We start from the raw sequence: 17,141 nt of genomic DNA, 5'->3' as shown, positions 1-17,141 counted from the left end.
TTTCTTCATCAACTGTTCAGTCCGGCTGAAGCGATGCGGGGATGGTGGCCAGGCGCTCGCCCCGGCCCCCGCGGCAAGGCGGATCGCCGTCACGCCTTGCGCACGGCAGCCGCCTCGCGCAGCGCGGCCACCTCGCGCAGAGCCGCCAGCACGCGCGCCACCGACGGGGCGGACTCCGCGCCGCGGCGGACGGCGGCGACGACATGGCGCCGCGGCCGGTCGGCCTCGAGCACCCGCATCACCACCCCGGATGAGCGCTCCGCCGCCATGCGCGGCACCAGCGCGATGCCCATGCCGGCCTCCACCATGGCGAGGATGGCGGTCCACCCGGCGGCCGAGTGGGCCTGCTCGGGCACGAAGCCGGCCGCCTCGCACGCGGCGGTGGTGATCTCGGACCAGGGCCCGCTGCCACCGAAGATCCACCGCTCGCCCGACAGGTCCGCGAGCCTGAGCCCGGGCGCACCGGCCAGCGGATGGCCCGCGGGCAGGGCGACGTCCAGCGGGTCGGCGAGCAGCGGCACCCGCGCGAACCTCGGGTCGCGGGCGGTCGGCGCGTGCGCGGCGAGCGACAGGGCCAGGTCCACCGCGCCGGTGGACAGCAGCTCGTACGCCTCGGCCGCCTCCGCCTCCCGCACCCGTACCTCCAGGCCCGGGTGGTCGGCGCGCAGCCGCAGCACGGCGGGTACGACCAGAGCGGGCACGGCGGTGGAGAAGGCCCCGACCCTGACCTCGCCGGCCTCGCCCTGGAGATAGCCCGCCAACTCGGCGTCCGCCCGTTCCAGTTGTGCGAACACCGCCTCGGCGTGGCGCAGCACGAGGTGGGCGGCGTCGGTCAGCCGCACCCGTCGGCCGTGCGCCTCCAGCAGCCGCACCCCGAGTTGCTTGGAGAGGTTGGAGAGCTGCTGGGAGACGGCCGAGGGGGTCATCAGCAGCGCCTCCGCGGTGGCGGTCACCGTGCCCCGGTCGCGCAGGGTCCGCAGGATCTGCAGCTTCTTGATGTCCCACTCGGTCATGACCGCAACCTATCCGGCGCGGGGACCGGGCCGGCCAGGGCAACACCGCGACTTTTCGGTCCTGTTGGCCGAACAGGGCCTCTTTGGCGTCTACAGGACACCAGGGGCGGAACCGATTGCTCCGTCCTCCTCCCCGCTTGGAGACTCATTGCTGTGCCCGCCGCGGCAGCGAGGGCATGTCCAGGAATCCGACTGATCGGCAGGGGGAACACCGCATGGCATTGCGCAAGCTGACCGCGGCACTGTTCGCGGTCTTGGCACTCGTCACCGCGACGGTGCTGGGACTCACCGCCCAGGCGGCCGCCGCACCGGCCGGCCCGCAGGGCTTCGCCGACCAGGCGGCCGCCGCGGGTCTGACCGACGACGAGTCGGACGACCTGCAGGACGAGGTCGACCGTCACCTCGCCCGCCACGGGGGCAAGCAGATCTCCCTCAACAGGATCGCGGTCCCGGGCGCGGGGGAGATCGTGGTTCCGCTGCCCGGCTCCCGGCAGGGCCGGGCGGACTGTCCGTACCAGAACTTCTGCATGTTCACCGGTACCGACTTCACGGGTGCCCAGTTCAACCTCTACCGGTGCAGTACATACGCCTTGTCCAACTGGGAGGGTTACGGCTCCTGGATCAACAACCAGACCCCGGGGACCCGCGCCCAGTTCCTGGACCAGAACAAGAACGTCATCTACACCACGCCCGGCGCCTACTCCGCCGGCTCCAGCTACGACTGGACACCCGTCTGGTACGTCAAGAACTGCTGAACCGCCCGCTCCGACGTGTCTCCCCGACACTGAGGGCCTCGCCCACAGCCCGACCACCGGCGGGCGAGGCCCTCTCGCGATACGGCACCCTTCCCCCCTGCGGCGCGTTCTCGCCGGGCGGCACCCTCCCTCCCTGCGGCGCCTTCTCGCCGGGCGGACCGCTCACCTCGTCCGGGCCGTCCCGAGGACCACACCCCCCAGGATCAGCGTCATGCACAGGATCTGGAGCGGCCCCATCGCCTCGTCGATCAGCAGCCAGGACAGCAGCGCCACACAGACCGGCTGCAGGTAGTAGACGACTCCCGCGCGGGCCGCACCGATCAGCGCGATCGCCTTGTTCCAGGCGAAGAAGGCCACGGCCGAGGAGAAGACCCCGACATAGACCAGTGGTCCGACCGTCCCGGTCGTGGGCTCGAAACCGCCCTGGACGGCGAGGCTGACGGCGTACACGGGGAGCAGCATCAGCGCGCCGAGGACGAACGTGCTGAAAAGGAAGGCCGGGCCGCCGATCTCCGCCGGCCGCCGCTTGAGCAGGGCGCTGTACGAGGCGAAGCAGACGGCCGCCGCCACGATCCACAGGTCACCGGCGCCGAATCCGGTGGCGAGGGAGCCCCTGCCGACCAGCAGCACCACGCCCGCGCAGGCGATCAGCATGCCGCTCACCCGGCGGAGTCCGAGCCGGGCGCCGCCGAGCCGCTCGTAGAGGGCCATCAGAACCGGTGAGGCGGCCATGACCATGCCCATGGCGCCGGCGGAGGTGGTGAGGCCGGCCTGGTTGACGAGGGTGTTGTAGACGGTGACACCGAGGAGGGCGGCGAGTGTGACGTAGCCCGCGTGGCGGCGTATGAGCCGGCGCCGGCGCCAGGCCTCGCGGGCCGCGAACGGCGCGACGGCGAGGATGGCGACGATCCAGCGCCAGAAGGCCGCCTGGACGGGCGGGACGGAGTCGTGAAGGGCGCGGGAGGCGACGAAGCTTCCCGACCAGACGACCGTGGCGACGGCCGCGAGGAGGAGGCCGGGGCCCACGGCCCGCCCCGCCGCCTTCCTCACGGTCGCCGGCTCTCCGGCACGGACGCGGTCCAGGACTGCCACGGTCACCCCTCGCCTCTCTCCCCTGGGGGATCTTGGTTGCGGGACTACCGTCGCACCGAGGAAACCCTCAGGTCCATCGAAACTTTCTGCTGCATCACTTCAGGTGAGCTGAACGGTTTGGTGGGCCGCTGACCGATGAGCGTGGCCCCGAAGGCGATCACCATGCCGACGAGCTGGACCGGTTCCAGGGCCTGGCCGAGCGCCGCCCAGCCGATGACGGCGGCGGTGATCGGCGAGAGCGGACCGAGCAGGGTCACGGAGGTGGCGGCGAGTCGCTCGATGCCGCGGAACCAGAGCCAGTACGCCACGGCGGTGTTGGCGAGGGCGAGGTAGACGTATCCGGCGAGGGCGCGGCCGTCCAGCGCCGGCGGAGCACCCTCGACAAGGAAGGCGACAGGGGCGATGAGCAGGCCGCCCGCACTGAGCTGCCAGCCGGTCATGGCGAGGGGTCCGACCCCCTCGGGCCGGCCCCACCGCTTGGTGAGGACCGTGCCCGCGGACATGGAGGCCGCGGAGGCGAGCCCGGCGAGCACGCCGACGAGGTCCAGCGCCGCCCCCGCCTTCAGCACGACGAGGCTGACCCCGAAGGCCGCCGCCGTCGCGGTGAGCACGGCCCGCACGGTGGGCCGTTCACCCAGCAGCAGCGCGGCGAGGCCGACGACGAAGAGGGGGCCGACCGAGCCGACGACGGCCGCGAGGCCGCCCGGCAGCCGATAGGCGGCCAGGAAGAGCAGGGGGAAGAAGGCCCCGATGTTCAGCGCGCCCAGAGCCACCGACTTCCACCACCACGCCCCGCGGGGCAGGGTGCGGGTCAGCGCCAGCAGGGCCAGACCGGCCGGAAGGGCCCGCATCAGCCCCGTGAACAGGGGCCGGTCGGCCGGCAGGAACTCGGTCGTGACGACATAGGTGGATCCCCAGGAGATCGGGGCCAGGGCGGTCAGGGCTGTGACGGCGGCTTTGCGGGACATCGGGATCCCCCTTCGAATGACTCGGCACTAAGTAGCTTAGCCCTAAGCTACTTAATCGCAAGCCACTTACTCAGGAGCATCTTTCTTGCCAACGACCGGACCCGGAATCGAGACTTCAGCCATGACCTCGACGACACCCGCCCCTCAGGACCCCCCTCAGGACCCCCCTCAGGACCAGGACCCGGTCGACGCGATCGCCGCCCAGTGGGCGGTGGTGCGCCCCGACCTCGACACGCTGCCGATGGCCGTCTTCGGGCGCGTCTACCGGCTCTCGCACACCATCGGCGCGCGCATGGACAAGGCGTACGCACCGTTCGGCATCTCACGCGGGGAGTTCGACGTCCTGGCGACGCTGCGGCGCTCGGGAGAGCCCTACACCCTGTCGCCGCGCGAGTTGTCGGCGACGCTGATGCTGACGACGGGCGGGATGACGGGCCGCCTCGACAAACTGGAGCGGGCCGGTCTGCTGGGCCGCAGCCCAGATCCGCACGACCGGCGCGGTTTGCGGGTGACGCTCAGCGAGCGCGGCCGCGAGATCGTGGACGAGGCCGTCTCGGCCGGCCTGGGCGTCCAGCGGGCCGCCCTGGAGTCGGCGCTGAACGAGGAGGAGGCGCACCAGCTGGCGGGGCTGCTGCGCAAACTGCTCACGGCGACCGGCGCGTGAGCACACGAAGGCGCTGTGCGGCGAACGATCCGCCGCACAGCGCCTTCGGAAGAAGAGGTCCGGGCCTCAGGCCTTCTTGGACTTGTCGAGCACCATCACCAGGCCGGCGATGACCGCGAACAGCACGATCGGAGCCAGCACGAACCAGCCGACGGTCTCGGCCACGCTCAGGCCGGAACCCGGGTCGTCACCGTCGTCGCGGGTGAGCGCGAGCGCGGGGGACGACATGAGCAGCATCATCAGCGTCGTACCGGCCGCGACGGAGCCGGCGCGCAGGGCGTTCTTCTTGTCCACGGTGCAAACGTAGCGAACACCTAAAGGGCCCGCGCGCCCGGGGGTGCCGTAGGCGGCCGGAGCTCGTCCATCAGGGCGCGCAGCCGGGGCGAGGCGGCCAGCTCTTCCAGGGTCACCGGGCGCCCCTCCGCGTCGGCGATCGGCAGCCGCCAGTTCGGGTACTGGTCCCAGGTCCCGGGCAGGTTCTGCGGGCGGCGGTCGCCGACGGCGTCCGGCAGCCAGACCCCCGCCATCCGCGCGGGGGTGCGCTTCAGGAAGCGGTGCACCGCGCGGATCTCGGTCTCCTCGTCACGGGTGCCCCCGTCGAGCAGCCCCAGCTCACGGAAGTAGGCCAGCCACTCGGCGACCTCGGTCGCGTCCTCGGCCCGCTCCTCGTCCAGGGAGCGGGTGAGCAGCCCCAGCCGGTGGCGGAGCTCGACGTGGTCGCCGGTGAGCCGGGCCGCGGTGGACGGCAGGTCATGGGTGGTGGCCGTGGCGACGCAGTCCGCGCGCCAGCTCTCCGGGGGCAGGGGGCGGCCCGTGCCCTCCCAGTCCCGCTCGAACCAGAGCACCGACGTACCCAGCACTCCGCGGCGCTGGAGCGCCTCGCGCACCCCGGGCTCGACCGTGCCGAGGTCCTCCCCGATCACGGCGGCGCCCGCGCGGTGGGCCTCCAGGGCGAGCACGGCGAGCATGGCGTCGGCGTCGTACCGCACATAGGTGCCCTCGGTGGGCTCGCGGCCCTCGGGCACCCACCAGAGGCGGAACAGGCCCATGACGTGGTCGATGCGCAGGGCCCCCGCGTGCCGCACCAGGCCGTGCAGCAGATCGCGGTACGGGCGGTACCCGGAGGCGGCCAGCGCGTCGGGGCGCCACGGGGGCAGGCCCCAGTCCTGGCCCCGGGCATTGAACGCGTCCGGCGGGGCGCCGACGGACATGCCGGCGGCGAGCGCGTCCTGCTGCGCCCAGGCGTCGGCGCCGTCCGGATGCACTCCGACGGCGAGGTCGTGGACGATGCCGACGTCCATGCCGGCGTCGCGGGCCGCCCGCGCGGCGGCGGCGAGCTGCTGGTCGGTCAGCCAGGCGAGCCACTGGTGGAAGCCGACGCGGTCGGCCAGCTCCTCGCGGGCCCGCGCGGTGGCGGGGGAGGCCGGGTCGCGCAGGCCGGCGGGCCACTGGGCGCGGTCGGCGCCGTACCGCTCGGCGAGCGCGCACCAGGTGGCATGGTCGCGGAGGGCCCCGCCGTGGGCGGCGACGAAGGCGTCGTGGTCGGCCTGCCGGCCGGGGCCGAGCGGCACCTGCCGGACGATCTCCAGGGCGCGCCGCTTGAGCACCCACACCGCGTCCCTGTCGATCAACTCGCCCTTGCGCAGGACCCCTTCACGCAGCTCTCCCGCCCGTGCGACGAGCGCGTCCAGCTCGGCCCGGTCCTCGCCGCGTACGTACGCCCACTCGGGGACGTCCTCGATCCGCAGGTGGACGGGGTCCGGGAAGCGCCGTGACGACGGCCGGTACGGGGACGGGTCCGTGGGGGTGCCGGGCACGGCCGCGTGCAGCGGGTTGACCTGCACGAAGCCGGCGCTCAGGGCGCGACCGGCCCAGTCCGCGAGCTCCCGCAGATCCCCGAGGTCGCCCATGCCCCACGACCGCGTCGACAGCAGTGAGTAGAGCTGCACGAGCACGCCGAACCCGCGCGTGGACGGCTGAGGCACGCGCGCGGGGGCGACGACGAGTGTGGTGTGCCCGGTGCGCCCGTCGCGCGCGCGGACCTCCAGCCGGTGCACGCCCAGCGGCAGTTCCGCCCAGGGCGGGGTCTCCCCGCAGACCAGTTGGCCCTGCTCGGTCGTGACGCGCAGCGCGGTGCCCGGCGGGAGCGCCGCGAGCGGGCGCGGAAGCACGGGCGGGGCGTCCTGCCAGAGGACCACGGTGGGCGGCAGCAGCCGCTCGGCCCTGGCCTCCTCGGTGGCGGCCAGGGCGGCACGGACCGCCTCGGGGGTGGTGGCGTCGACGTCGAGGGCGGCGAGGACCTCCACCACCGTGGCGTCGGGGACCGGGACGGTGACGCCCGCGGACGGGGAGTACGCGGTGGCGACACCGTGCAGCGCGGCGAGCCGGGCAAGGGTCATTCAGGCTCCTGGGGACTCCGGTCCGCCGGCCGTGCCGTGCGCGGTCGGCTCGCTGGTGAGAGGGGTGAAGTCGGTGAGCGGGGGCTCGCTGGTCAGCGGGGCGGCGTCGGCGAGCGGGGGCTCGCTGGTCAAGGGGCCCGGTGCGGCGTCGGCCGGCGCGGGCACGCTGGTCAGCGGCGGTTTGCTGATGAGCCGGGCCGGGGGCCGTTCGGACCCGCCCGGGACCTGTTTGGAAAGGGCGGAGAGCAGCAGCTGTGCGGATGCGGCCACGGTGGACTCCCTGTGGGGGTGACAGTGGGACACAGCAGCCCTACCCAGCGGGCGCCGACACATCCGCCCAACGTGGCGCGCGTCACATTCGGTTCCCCTTGCGGCGGTTGACCGGCGTGCCCGCGTCCGGCGGGCCCCACGGGTCCGCCGGTAGGCAAATACGACACAACGGCCACGCACATTGACACCTTCGGCGAGGGGGTGGTGGGCTCGAAACCCACCAGTACGGCCTCCGGCAAAGCTACCCGCAGGACAACCGAAGACGAGGGGAGACGCGCGTGCAGTTCGGGCGCAGAAAGCGGACCGCGACAGCCGTCGCCGTAGCTGTGATCGGCGGGCTGCTCGGCGGCGCCCCCGGCGCGCTCGCCGCCCCCGGCGGGCCCGGCTCCCCCACGACGGCCGCCCCGGACCGCGAGGGCGGCGCGCAGCTGCCGCCGGTGTGGCCCCGGCCGCACTCCGTGCGACCCGCGGGCGCCGCGATCCCGCTGGGCGACGACGTGACGATCGTCGCCGGCCCGGGCTCCGACCCCCATGCCCTCGACGCCCTCCGCGCAGTGCTGCGCGACGCGGGCGTACGGAACGTCCACACGGGCCCGGACGGGCGCGGACCGGTGGTGTTGATGGGCGGTCCGGGCGCGCAGGCCGCGTTGCGCGCCCTGCGCGCGCCGGAGCGCGACGACCTGCCGGCCGGCGGCTACCGGATCGCCACCGGCCGCCACGAGGGCCGGGACACGGTCGCCGTCGACGCCGTCGGCACGGACGGCCTCTTCCACGCCGTGCAGACGCTGCGGCAACTCATAACGGACCGGGCCGTGCCCGGTGTTCTCGTACGCGACTGGCCCGGCACCGCCGTGCGCGGCATGACGGAAGGTTTCTACGGCCGCCCCTGGAGCCATGAACAGCGTCTCGCGCAGCTGGATTTCATGGGCCGCACCAAGCAGAACCGGTACCTCTACGCCCCCGGTGACGACCCGTACCGGCAGGCGCAGTGGCGCGAGCCCTACCCGGCGGCACAGCGCGCCGAGTTCCGCGAACTGGCCGAGCGCGCCCGGCGCAACCATGTGACCCTCGCCTGGGCCGTGGCGCCCGCCCAGTCGATGTGCCTGGCGTCGGACGACGACCTCAAGGCGCTCAAGCGCAAGGTCGACGCGATGTACGCGCTCGGGGTGCGGGCGTTCCAGATCCAGTTCCAGGACGCGAGCTACGACGAGTGGCACTGCGGCCGCGACGCGGACACCTTCGGCCGCGGTCCGGCCTCGGCGGCCCGGGCGCACGCGCGCGTGGCGACGGAACTGGCCCGGCACCTGGCCGAGCGCCACCCGGACGCCGAGCCGCTGACGCTGATGCCGACCGAGTACTACCAGGACGGTGCCACCGACTACCGCACGGCACTGGCCGGGGCGCTGGACGACCGGGTCCAGGTGGCGTGGACCGGTGTCGGCGTGGTGCCGCGCACCATCACCGGCCGGGAACTGGCGGGCGCGCGGGACGCCTTCAAGCACCCGCTGGTCACCATGGACAACTATCCCGTCAACGACTACGCGCAGGACCGTATCTTCCTGGGCCCCTACAGGGGCCGTGAGCCCGCCGTCGCGGCCGGGTCGGCCGCGCTGCTGGCCAACGCCATGGAACAGGCCTCCGCCTCCCGCATCCCGGTCTTCACCGCCGCCGACTTCGCCTGGAACCCCAAGGGCTACCGGCCCCAGGAGTCGTGGCGGGCCGCGATCCACGACCTGGCGGGCGGCGACGAGCAGGCCCGCGAGGCGCTGCTGGCGCTCGCCGGGAACGACTCCTCCTCGATCCTCAGCCGCGAGGAATCGGCGTACCTGCGGCCGCTGCTGGCGGACTTCTGGCGGTCCCGTACCCGGCCGGACGCCGCCGCGCGGGACAGGGCCGCCCGGGAGCTGCGGGCGGCGTTCACCGTGATGCGCGAGGCACCGGGGCGGCTGACCGGCCCCGCGGACGGCCGGCTCGACGACGAGGTCCGGCCGTGGCTGGAACAGCTGTCGCGGTACGGCCGGGCGGGCGAGGCCGCCGTCGACATGCTCCAGGCCCAGGCGCGCGGCGACGGCGCGGCGGCCTGGCGCTCCGCGCTGGAGCTGGAGTCGCTGCGCACCGCACTGCCCGCGAGCCCGGCGAAGGTCGGCCAGGGCGTGCTCGACCCGTTCCTGACCCGGGCCGTCGAGGAGGCCGCCGTCTGGACCGGGGCGTCCCGCGACGCGGGCACGGTCTCCCACGAAGACGGCTCCTACACGGTGCGCCTCGACCGGCCGCGGCCCGTCGAGGCGGTGACCGCGATGACGGCACCCGGCTCGGGCACCGGAAGCGTGGAGGCGTACGTGCCGGGCGAGGGGTGGCGGCCGCTGGGCACGCTCTCGCCGTCCGGCTGGACCCAGACGGCCGCCAAGGGGGTCCGCGCGGAGGCGGTCCGCATCGCCTGGACCGGCGGTGCGCCCGCGGTCCGTGCCCTGGTGCCCTGGTTCGCGGACGAGCCGCGGGCCCGGCTGGACGTGGCCCGCACGGAGACGGACGCCGCGATCGGCGGCGCCCCGCAGGACATCGACGTGGTGCTGTCCGGGCAGCACCCCGGCGAGGTGCGCGGCACCCTCACCGCGAAGGCGCCGAGCGGCATCCGGGTCACGGTCCCCAAGCAGACGACCGTCCCTCGCGGGCGGGCCACCACCGTCCCGGTCCGGATCACCGTCCCGCCCGGCACCCCCGCGGGCGATCACCAGGTGTCCCTCTCCTTCGCCGGCGAGCAGCGCACGGTCACCGTCCGTGCCTACCCGGCGACGGGCGGCCCCGACCTGGCCCGCACCGCCACGGCCTCCTCCTCCGGCGACGAGACCGCCGACTTCCCGGCGTCCGCCGCGATCGACGGCGATCCCAAGTCCCGCTGGTCGTCCCCCGCCGAGGACGGTGCCTGGTGGCAGGCCGAGCTTGCCGCGCCGGCCCGCGTCGGGCAGGTCGTCCTGCACTGGCAGGACGCGTACGCGACGAAGTACCGCGTGCAGGTGTCGGCGGACGGCCGCACCTGGCGCACGGCGGCCACGGTGAACGACGGGAAGGGGGGCCGCGAGGCGATCCGGATGGACGCCCGCGACACCCGCTTCATCCGCGTCCAGGGCGACGCACGCGCCACCCGGTACGGCTACTCCCTCTTCACCGTGGAGGCGTACGCGGTCACACCCTGAGCCCGCCGGGCAAGGCGCCCGCCTGTGCGGGCGGCGGGGCGCCGCCGGGCTCGACTCCTCGGGGTGGACGGGATGGCGTACTTGTCATGGGCACCCAGGCCGCCGCCAATCCCCCGCGGGGACGACCCTTCCACGGCCCCGCCTCCCGTCCGTTGGCGGCGAGCCGCCGGCCGGTGGCCATGAGGGGGAGAGAGGCTCCGCCCGGGGCGGTGACCCGGTGCCCGGCGAGTGAGGCGAAGGGGCGCGACGGTGTCGAAAGGGAGAGCGCGCGGAGGTTCCGAGGAACGAGGAACCGAGCACGGTCGACCGTCGACACCGGCAACAGGCGCCCCGGAGCCGAATCGAGCCCTGAGGATCCGGGCCGAACCGAGCGACAAAAAACCCGGATCAGGCGGAAATGCCGTCGATCCGGGCCATGGCGTCGTCCGCGCCGAACGGCTGCAGGTAGGGCAGCCAGCGCGGGTCCCTATGCCCGGTCCCGATGATGCGCCAGGCCAGGCCGGACGGCGGGGCGGGTTGCTGATGCAGGCGCCAGCCCAGCTCCCGGAGGTGCCGGTCGGCTTTGACGTGGTTGCAGCGGCGACAGGCCGCCACGACGTTCTCCCAGGCGTGCTGTCCCCCGCGGCTGCGCGGAATGACGTGGTCGACGCTGGTTGCGACGCCACCGCAGTACATGCAGCGCCCGCCGTCGCGGGCGAAGAGTGCCTTGCGGGTCAGAGGAACGGGCCCCCTGTAGGGGACCCGGACGAACCGCTTGAGTCGTACGACACTGGGTGCGGCGATGACACGGGTCGCGCTGTGCATGAAGGCGCCGGACTCCTCGAGGCAGATGGCCTTGTTCTCGAGGACGAGGACGAGCGCGCGGCGGAGCGGTACGACGCCGAGGGGCTCGTACGACGCGTTGAGGACCAGGACGTGCGGCACGGATGCCTCCTTGTACGCCGGCGGCGCGTGGCTCGCGCCGGGACGATCTGCTCTCAGTCTCTCCTCATGCCTGGTCGAAGCGCCACCACGTACCGGTAACGGGGTAGAAGTGTTTTCGACCACACCCTGGTCATCCCCAGGTGAGATGCACCTCTCCCTCGAACATGGCAACGAACCACCCCGTATCCCCCGTTAGATTATTTGTCTGCTCGTGATGCCTGGAGGTTCAAACCGTGCTCTGGTCCGCCCCGCCGGCCGCCGACCCCACCCCACCACCGGTGACCCTCGACGAAGCCGCCAAGCAGGCCGGTCAGGCCGCGGGCTGGGTGGAGGAGAACTGGTCCACCTGGCTGAACACCGGCTTGCGCATCCTGCTGATCCTGGTGGTCGCGTTCGTCCTGCGGATGCTGATACGCCGTGCGCTCACCAAGCTGATCGAGCGCATGAACCGCAGCGCGCAGGCGGTCGAGGGCACGGCCCTGGGCGGTCTGCTGGTGAATGCCGAGCGCCGCCGCCAGCGTTCCGAGGCGATCGGCTCCGTTCTGCGTTCGGTGGCGTCGTTCCTGATCCTCGGGACCGCCGGTCTGATGATCCTCGGCGCCTTCAAGATCGACCTCGCGCCGCTGCTGGCCTCTGCGGGTGTCGCGGGTGTCGCGATCGGCTTCGGCGCGCGGAACCTGGTGACGGACTTCCTGTCCGGCGTCTTCATGATCCTGGAGGACCAGTACGGCGTGGGCGACTCCGTCGACGCGGGTGTGGCCTCCGGCGAGGTGATCGAGGTCGGTCTGCGGGTGACGAAGCTCCGCGGCGACAACGGCGAGATCTGGTACGTCCGCAACGGCGAGATCAAGCGGATAGGCAATCTCAGCCAGGGCTGGGCGACGGCGGGCGTGGACGTGACGGTGCGCCCCACCGAGGATCTGGACCGGGTGAGCGCGGTGATCATCGAGGCCACGGAGGCGATGGCCAAGGAGGAGCCCTGGAACGAGCGCCTGTGGGGCCCGGTGGAGGTGCTGGGCCTGAACGAGGTGCTCCTGGACTCGATGACGATCCGCGTCTCGGCCAAGACGATGCCGGGCAAGGCGCTGGGCGTCGAGCGCGAGCTCCGCTGGCGCATCAAGCGTGCCCTGGACGCGGCGGGCATCCGGATCGTGGGCGGCATCCCGGCCGGGCCGGAGGAATCCGCGAAGCCGGATCCGACGGCGGGCATGGCGGCCCCGTCGGCCTTCGCCTCGACGACGTCGCCGCAGTCGGTCGCGGCGACGCCGATCAGCCCGCCGCCGGCGAATCTGTCGAAGTAGGCACCGCGGTGCCGAGGGGCGCCCCTGCCGGGAACGGCGGGGGCGCCCCCTTTTGGCCTCACCGGCTCTTGACGGTGCCATGACGGGCGGCTTAGGTTCGGGAACACAATAGGAAACCTTCCTAACAGTCTTGGAGAGACGAAGGGCAGGTGCACCGCCTCGTGGCCACCACCCCCGGCACGCCCAGCGTCCTGCGGGCGATGAACGACCGGGCCGCACTCGATCTGCTGCTGGAGCACGGGCCGCAGTCCCGGACCCGCATCGGAAAGCTGACCGGGCTGTCCAAGCCGACCGCGTCCCAGTTGCTCGCCCGGCTGGAGGCCGCCGGGCTGGTCGTGGTCACCGGGACGACCGAGGGCAGGCCGGGGCCCAACGCGCAGCTGTACGCCGTGAATCCGCGGGCCGCGTACGCCGCGGGGCTGGACGTCGACCCGCGGCGCATCCGGGCCGCCGTCGCCGACATCACCGGGGAACAGGTCGGGACGTTCGAGCTGGCGACCGCCAAGAGGCCGGCCGGCGGGGTCGTGCGGCAGGTGACCGACGCGCTGGACGGGGCCGTGAAGGCCGCCGGGCTCACCCGGGGCGACGTGCACCGGCTGGTGATCGGGACGCCCGGCGCGTTCGACCCCGGCACGGGGCGGCTCAGGTACGCGAGCCATCTGCCCGGCTGGCACTCCCCCACGCTGCTGGACGAACTCGCCGCCGTGCTGCCGATGCCCGTCGAGTACGAGAACGACGTGAATCTGGTCGCCGTGGCCGAGCAGCGGCTCGGTGCCGCCCGCGGGCACGAGGACTTCGTGCTGCTGTGGAACGAGGAGGGGCTGGGCGCGGCACTCGTGCTCGGCGGACGGCTGCACCGGGGGTTCACGGGCGGGGCCGGCGAGGTCGGCTTCCTGCCGGTACCGGGCGCGCCGCTGGTGCGGCAGGTCGCCAAGGCCAACAGCGGCGGCTTCCAGGAGCTGGCGGGCGCGCAGGCGCTGCCGCGGCTCGCCCGCGAGCTGGGCATCGACGACGTCCCGCGCGGGGGCCACGTGGAGGTCGCCCGCGTCCTGCTGGCGCGGGCCGCGGAAGCCACCGCGGGCCCCTACCGCGCCCTCCTGGACGCCTTCGCGACCGGGCTGGCCACCGGTCTCGCCTCGCTGGTCGCCGTGCTCGACCCGCAGCTGGTGGTGCTGTCCGGCGGGGTGATCGTCGCCGGCGGGGAGCCGCTGCGGGAGCGCGTCCGGGCCGAGCTGGGCGAACTGGCGGCGTCCCGGCCACGGCTCGTCATCGGTGACGTACAGCAACACCCCGTGCTGCGCGGGGCGCTGGAGAGCGCCCTGGCCGCCACGCGGGACGAAGTCTTCGACACCTCGCGCTGAAACCACCTCAGGGAGACACCGCCATGGCCCGCAGAACCGCACTCGCCGTGACCGTCGTCGCGACCGCGCTGCTCGCCTCCGCCTGCACGGGATCGGCGAGCGGGAGCGCCACCGACGACCCGAGGGCGAAGGTCACGCTCACCTTCTGGCACGGGTGGTCCGCGCCGAACGAGGTGAAGGCGGTCAACGACAACGTGAGGCGGTTCGAGGAGGCCCATCCGAACATCACCGTGAGAGTCGTCCCCAACATCACCGACGACAAGATCCAGCAGGCGCTGCGGGCCGGCGGCGCCGGCGCCCCCGACGTGGTCTCGTCGTTCACGACCGACAACGTGGGGAAGTTCTGCTCGTCCGGGGCCTTCGCCGACCTGGAGCCGTTCATCGAGAAGTCGGGCATCGACCTGGTGAAGACCTTCGCCAAACCCCGGCTGGACTACACCCGGTTCAAGGGCAGGCGCTGCACGCTGCCGCTGCTCGGGGACGCCTACGGCCTGTACTACAACAAGGACGCCTTCGCGAAGGCCGGGATCACCGCCCCGCCGAAGACCTGGAGCGAGTTCGACCGGGTCGCGCGGAAACTGACGAAGATCAAGGGGGAGACGTACGAGCGGCTGGGTTTCATGCCCACCTTCCACGGCTACGAGAGCACACCCGGCCACCTGGTGGCCCAGTGGAGTCCCACCTACTTCGACCGGAACGGCAAGTCGGCCGTCGCCGACGACCCGGCGTTCGCCGCCATGTTCACCTGGCAGAAGAACCTGATCGACCAGCTCGGCGGTTTCGCGAGGCTGGAGAAGTACCGCAGCACCTTCGGTGACGAGTGGGGCGCCAAGCACCCGTTCCACACCGGGCAGGTCGCCATGCAACTGGACGGCGAGTGGCGGCTCGGCATGACCGCCGACGCCAAGGTGCCCTTCGAGGTCGGGGTCGCGCCCCTGCCCGTCGCGGACGACCAGGCGGCCGACTACGGCAAGGGCTATCTGTCCGGCACGATCGTCGGCATCGCCTCCACCAGCGAGAAGCAGAACGCCGCCTGGGAGCTGGTGAAGTACATGACCACGGACACGGACGCGGTGGTGAACTTCGCCAACGAGCTGCGCAACGTGCCCTCCACCCACGCCGCCCTGGCGTCACCGAAACTGAAGCTGGACCCGCGGTTCACGACCTTCCTGGACATCGCCCGGCACCCCAAGTCGAACACCACACCGGCGTCCGTCAACGGCGGCGCCTACCAGGTGACGCTGCAGGAGTTCGGCTACCTCCACGAGGCCGGCCGGGAGAAGGACCTGAAGGCCGGCCTCGAACGGACGGCGCAGCAGATCGACACGGACATCGAGAAGGCCGGGTAGGGCCGGCGATGAGCGCGTACACCCTGCGGACGCGGCGGAGGCGGGGTGCGCTGCGCACCGTGGCCTTCATGTCCCCCTGGCTGATCGGCTTCGGCGTCTTCTTCGCCTACCCGCTGATCGCGACCGTGTACTTCTCCTTCATGAAGTACGACGGCTTCGGGGCGCCCGTCTTCAACGGCCTGGAGAACTGGACGTACGTCTTCTCCGACTATCCGGCCTTCTGGCCGGCCATGCGCAACACCCTCTGGCTGGTGGTCCTCATGGTCGCCTGCCGGGTCGTCTTCGGCCTCGGCATCGGGCTGCTGATCACGAAGATCAAGACGGGGGCGGGGATCTTCCGGACCCTGTTCCACCTGCCGTACCTGGCTCCTCCGGTCGCCGCCACGCTGGCGTTCGTCTTCCTCCTCAACCCCGGTACGGGTCCGGTCAACGCGATCCTCGGCGAGCTGGGTCTGCCCGCGCCGGGCTGGTTCAACGACCCGGCCTGGTCCAAGCCCGCGCTGACCGTGCTCGCCCTGTGGGGCGTCGGCGACCTGATGGTCATCTTCATGGCCGCCCTGCTCGACGTGCCGAAGGATCAGTACGAGGCGGCCGAGCTGGACGGCGCGTCTGCGTGGCAGCGGTTCCGGTTCGTCACCCTGCCGAACATCTCGCCGATCGTGCTGTTCGCGGTGGTCACCGGGGTGATCCAGAGCATGCAGTACTACACGCAGCCCCTGGTGGCCGGGAAGGTCGCCTCCGGGATCATCGGCAACAGCGGCCAGCAGTTCGAGCCGGGCTATCCGGAGAAGTCGACGCTGACCCTTCCTCAGCTCGTCCACAACCTCGGCTTCCAGCGCTTCGACTACGGCTCGGCCTGTGTCGTCGCCCTGGTGCTGTTCGCTCTCGCCATGGCCTTCACCGCGCTGCTGATGCGGCGGCGCGGCGGCCTCCTGCAGGCAGGGGACACGACCTCATGACCCAGGTCCTCGACCGGCCGCCGATGACCGGCGGGCCGGTGACACCGGCCGCGCGCACGGCGCGCCGCAGGACGCTGCTCCACTGGATCGCGGTGCACGCGCTGGGGGTGGCGGCCGCGCTGTTCTTCGTGCTGCCGTTCGTCTTCGTCGCGCTGACGTCGCTGATGAGCGACCAGCAGGCGCTCACCCGCGACCTCGTACCCGGCACCTGGCACTGGGAGAACTACGCGCGCGTGTTCCGGACCCCGGGCTTCGCCACCTGGTGGAGGAACACCCTGCTGTACGCGGGGCTGGGCACGGTGCTGACCGTGCTGTCGTCGATCCCCGTGGCCTACGCGCTCGCCAGGTTCCGCTTCCGGGGGCGGCGGCTCGCGCTGTTGCTGGTCATCTCGATGATGATGCTGCCGCCGCAGGTCGTCGTCATCCCGATGTACCTGTTCTGGGCGAAGCAGTTGGACCTGTCGGGTTCGCTGTGGCCGCTGATCGTCCCGATGGCGTTCGGTGACGCGTTCTCGATCTTCCTGCTGCGCCAGTTCCTGCTGACCATCCCGAACGAGTACCTCGACGCCGCGCGGGTCGACGGCTGCGGCGAGGTACGCACCCTCGTCCGGGTGGTACTGCCGATGGCCAGGCCGGGCATCGCCGCCGTCGCGCTGTTCCAGTTCTTCTACGCCTGGAACGACTACTTCGGCCCGCAGATCTACGCCTCGGAGAACCCGGCCGCGTGGACCCTGAGCTACGGCCTGGAGTCCTTCAAGGGCGCGCACCACACCGACTGGAACCTGACCATGGCCGCGACCGTGCTGGTCATGGCCCCCGTGATCCTCGTCTTCTTCCTCGCCCAGAAGGCGTTCATCGAAGGCGTCACACTGACCGGAGTGAAGGGCTGACC

Annotated in this window: 15 protein-coding genes; 8 read left to right on the top strand and 7 right to left on the bottom strand. The window is 72.5% G+C overall.

The genetic code is table 11. The features are described from left to right. Positions 1-89: 89 nt before the first annotated feature. Positions 90-1,013: a LysR family transcriptional regulator gene (locus tag ACY34K_RS07425; RefSeq protein WP_462745030.1), complete on the bottom strand. Its 924-nt coding sequence runs from the start codon at positions 1,011-1,013 to the stop codon at positions 90-92. A 215-nt stretch (positions 1,014-1,228) separates the two neighbouring features. On the opposite strand from ACY34K_RS07425, the gene ACY34K_RS07420 reads away from it, so the two are divergent. Beyond that, complete coding sequence (locus ACY34K_RS07420; protein WP_462745028.1) at positions 1,229-1,768, top strand: peptidase inhibitor family I36 protein; 540 nt, start codon at positions 1,229-1,231, stop codon at positions 1,766-1,768. A 162-nt stretch (positions 1,769-1,930) separates the two neighbouring features. Here ACY34K_RS07420 and ACY34K_RS07415 read toward each other — a convergent pair whose 3' ends face one another. Beyond that, positions 1,931-2,860, bottom strand: coding sequence for a DMT family transporter (locus tag ACY34K_RS07415; RefSeq protein WP_462745484.1), 930 nt, complete (start codon positions 2,858-2,860; stop codon positions 1,931-1,933). 44 nt (positions 2,861-2,904) lie between these two features. Continuing rightward, complete coding sequence (locus tag ACY34K_RS07410) at positions 2,905-3,828, bottom strand: EamA family transporter (RefSeq protein WP_462745026.1); 924 nt, start codon at positions 3,826-3,828, stop codon at positions 2,905-2,907. 121 nt (positions 3,829-3,949) lie between these two features. Here ACY34K_RS07410 and ACY34K_RS07405 point away from each other — a divergent pair, with 121 nt between their 5' ends. Further along, a complete protein-coding gene (locus ACY34K_RS07405; protein WP_462745025.1) occupies positions 3,950-4,492 on the top strand; it encodes a MarR family winged helix-turn-helix transcriptional regulator in 543 nt (180 codons plus the stop codon). 66 nt (positions 4,493-4,558) lie between these two features. Here ACY34K_RS07405 and ACY34K_RS07400 read toward each other — a convergent pair whose 3' ends face one another. Genes ACY34K_RS07400 through ACY34K_RS07390 form a run of 3 tightly spaced genes read right to left on the bottom strand, consistent with a single transcriptional unit; the run spans position 4,559 to position 7,161 of the window. Next, complete coding sequence (locus tag ACY34K_RS07400; protein ID WP_462745023.1) at positions 4,559-4,786, bottom strand: hypothetical protein; 228 nt, start codon at positions 4,784-4,786, stop codon at positions 4,559-4,561. 20 nt (positions 4,787-4,806) lie between these two features. Next, positions 4,807-6,891 carry a 4-alpha-glucanotransferase gene (gene malQ, locus ACY34K_RS07395; RefSeq protein WP_462745021.1) on the bottom strand — a complete coding sequence of 695 codons (2,085 nt, stop codon included), beginning with the start codon at positions 6,889-6,891 and terminating at the stop codon, positions 4,807-4,809. Further along, positions 6,892-7,161, bottom strand: coding sequence for a hypothetical protein (locus ACY34K_RS07390; protein ID WP_462745019.1), 270 nt, complete (start codon positions 7,159-7,161; stop codon positions 6,892-6,894). A 278-nt stretch (positions 7,162-7,439) separates the two neighbouring features. Here ACY34K_RS07390 and ACY34K_RS07385 point away from each other — a divergent pair, with 278 nt between their 5' ends. Next, on the top strand, positions 7,440-10,355 hold the full coding sequence (locus ACY34K_RS07385; RefSeq protein WP_462745018.1) for a beta-N-acetylglucosaminidase domain-containing protein: 2,916 nt from the start codon (positions 7,440-7,442) through the stop codon (positions 10,353-10,355). Positions 10,356-10,742: 387 nt separating this feature from the next. Here ACY34K_RS07385 and ACY34K_RS07380 read toward each other — a convergent pair whose 3' ends face one another. After that, complete coding sequence (locus ACY34K_RS07380) at positions 10,743-11,279, bottom strand: HNH endonuclease (RefSeq protein ID WP_462745016.1); 537 nt, start codon at positions 11,277-11,279, stop codon at positions 10,743-10,745. A gap of 233 nt (positions 11,280-11,512) precedes the next feature. Between ACY34K_RS07380 and ACY34K_RS07375 the strand changes: the two genes are divergently transcribed. The 5 genes from ACY34K_RS07375 to ACY34K_RS07355 all read left to right on the top strand — a co-directional run bounded on the left by ACY34K_RS07375 (position 11,513) and on the right by ACY34K_RS07355 (position 17,139). Continuing rightward, complete coding sequence (locus ACY34K_RS07375; RefSeq protein ID WP_462745014.1) at positions 11,513-12,580, top strand: mechanosensitive ion channel family protein; 1,068 nt, start codon at positions 11,513-11,515, stop codon at positions 12,578-12,580. A 200-nt stretch (positions 12,581-12,780) separates the two neighbouring features. Then, positions 12,781-13,941: an ROK family transcriptional regulator gene (locus tag ACY34K_RS07370; RefSeq protein ID WP_462745482.1), complete on the top strand. Its 1,161-nt coding sequence runs from the start codon at positions 12,781-12,783 to the stop codon at positions 13,939-13,941. A gap of 23 nt (positions 13,942-13,964) precedes the next feature. Next, complete coding sequence (locus tag ACY34K_RS07365) at positions 13,965-15,290, top strand: ABC transporter substrate-binding protein (RefSeq protein ID WP_462745012.1); 1,326 nt, start codon at positions 13,965-13,967, stop codon at positions 15,288-15,290. 8 nt (positions 15,291-15,298) lie between these two features. Then, positions 15,299-16,249, top strand: a complete 951-nt coding sequence (locus ACY34K_RS07360; RefSeq protein ID WP_462745010.1) for a carbohydrate ABC transporter permease — start codon at positions 15,299-15,301, stop codon at positions 16,247-16,249. Then, positions 16,246-17,139, top strand: coding sequence for a carbohydrate ABC transporter permease (locus ACY34K_RS07355; protein ID WP_462745008.1), 894 nt, complete (start codon positions 16,246-16,248; stop codon positions 17,137-17,139). The genes ACY34K_RS07360 and ACY34K_RS07355 overlap by 4 nt, the downstream gene beginning before the upstream one ends. Positions 17,140-17,141: the final 2 nt, after the last annotated feature.

The organism is Streptomyces sp. STAM6, assembly GCF_054963715.1.
The sequence above is the reverse complement of the archived record's forward strand: the minus strand, read 5'-3'. Positions and strand labels throughout refer to the sequence as shown.

What these genes read in the sequence shown, in the direction of transcription:
- ACY34K_RS07365 (WP_462745012.1), top strand. Translation starts at nt 13,965, where the DNA reads ATGGCCCGCAGAACCGCACTCGCCGTGACCGTCGTCGCGACCGCGCTG.
- ACY34K_RS07405 (WP_462745025.1), top strand. Translation starts at nt 3,950, where the DNA reads ATGACCTCGACGACACCCGCCCCTCAGGACCCCCCTCAGGACCCCCCT.
- ACY34K_RS07425 (WP_462745030.1), bottom strand. Translation starts at nt 1,013, where the DNA reads ATGACCGAGTGGGACATCAAGAAGCTGCAGATCCTGCGGACCCTGCGC.
- ACY34K_RS07420 (WP_462745028.1), top strand. Translation starts at nt 1,229, where the DNA reads ATGGCATTGCGCAAGCTGACCGCGGCACTGTTCGCGGTCTTGGCACTC.
- ACY34K_RS07410 (WP_462745026.1), bottom strand. Translation starts at nt 3,828, where the DNA reads ATGTCCCGCAAAGCCGCCGTCACAGCCCTGACCGCCCTGGCCCCGATC.
- malQ (WP_462745021.1), bottom strand. Translation starts at nt 6,891, where the DNA reads ATGACCCTTGCCCGGCTCGCCGCGCTGCACGGTGTCGCCACCGCGTAC.
- ACY34K_RS07370 (WP_462745482.1), top strand. Translation starts at nt 12,781, where the DNA reads ATGAACGACCGGGCCGCACTCGATCTGCTGCTGGAGCACGGGCCGCAG.
- ACY34K_RS07355 (WP_462745008.1), top strand. Translation starts at nt 16,246, where the DNA reads ATGACCCAGGTCCTCGACCGGCCGCCGATGACCGGCGGGCCGGTGACA.
- ACY34K_RS07360 (WP_462745010.1), top strand. Translation starts at nt 15,299, where the DNA reads ATGAGCGCGTACACCCTGCGGACGCGGCGGAGGCGGGGTGCGCTGCGC.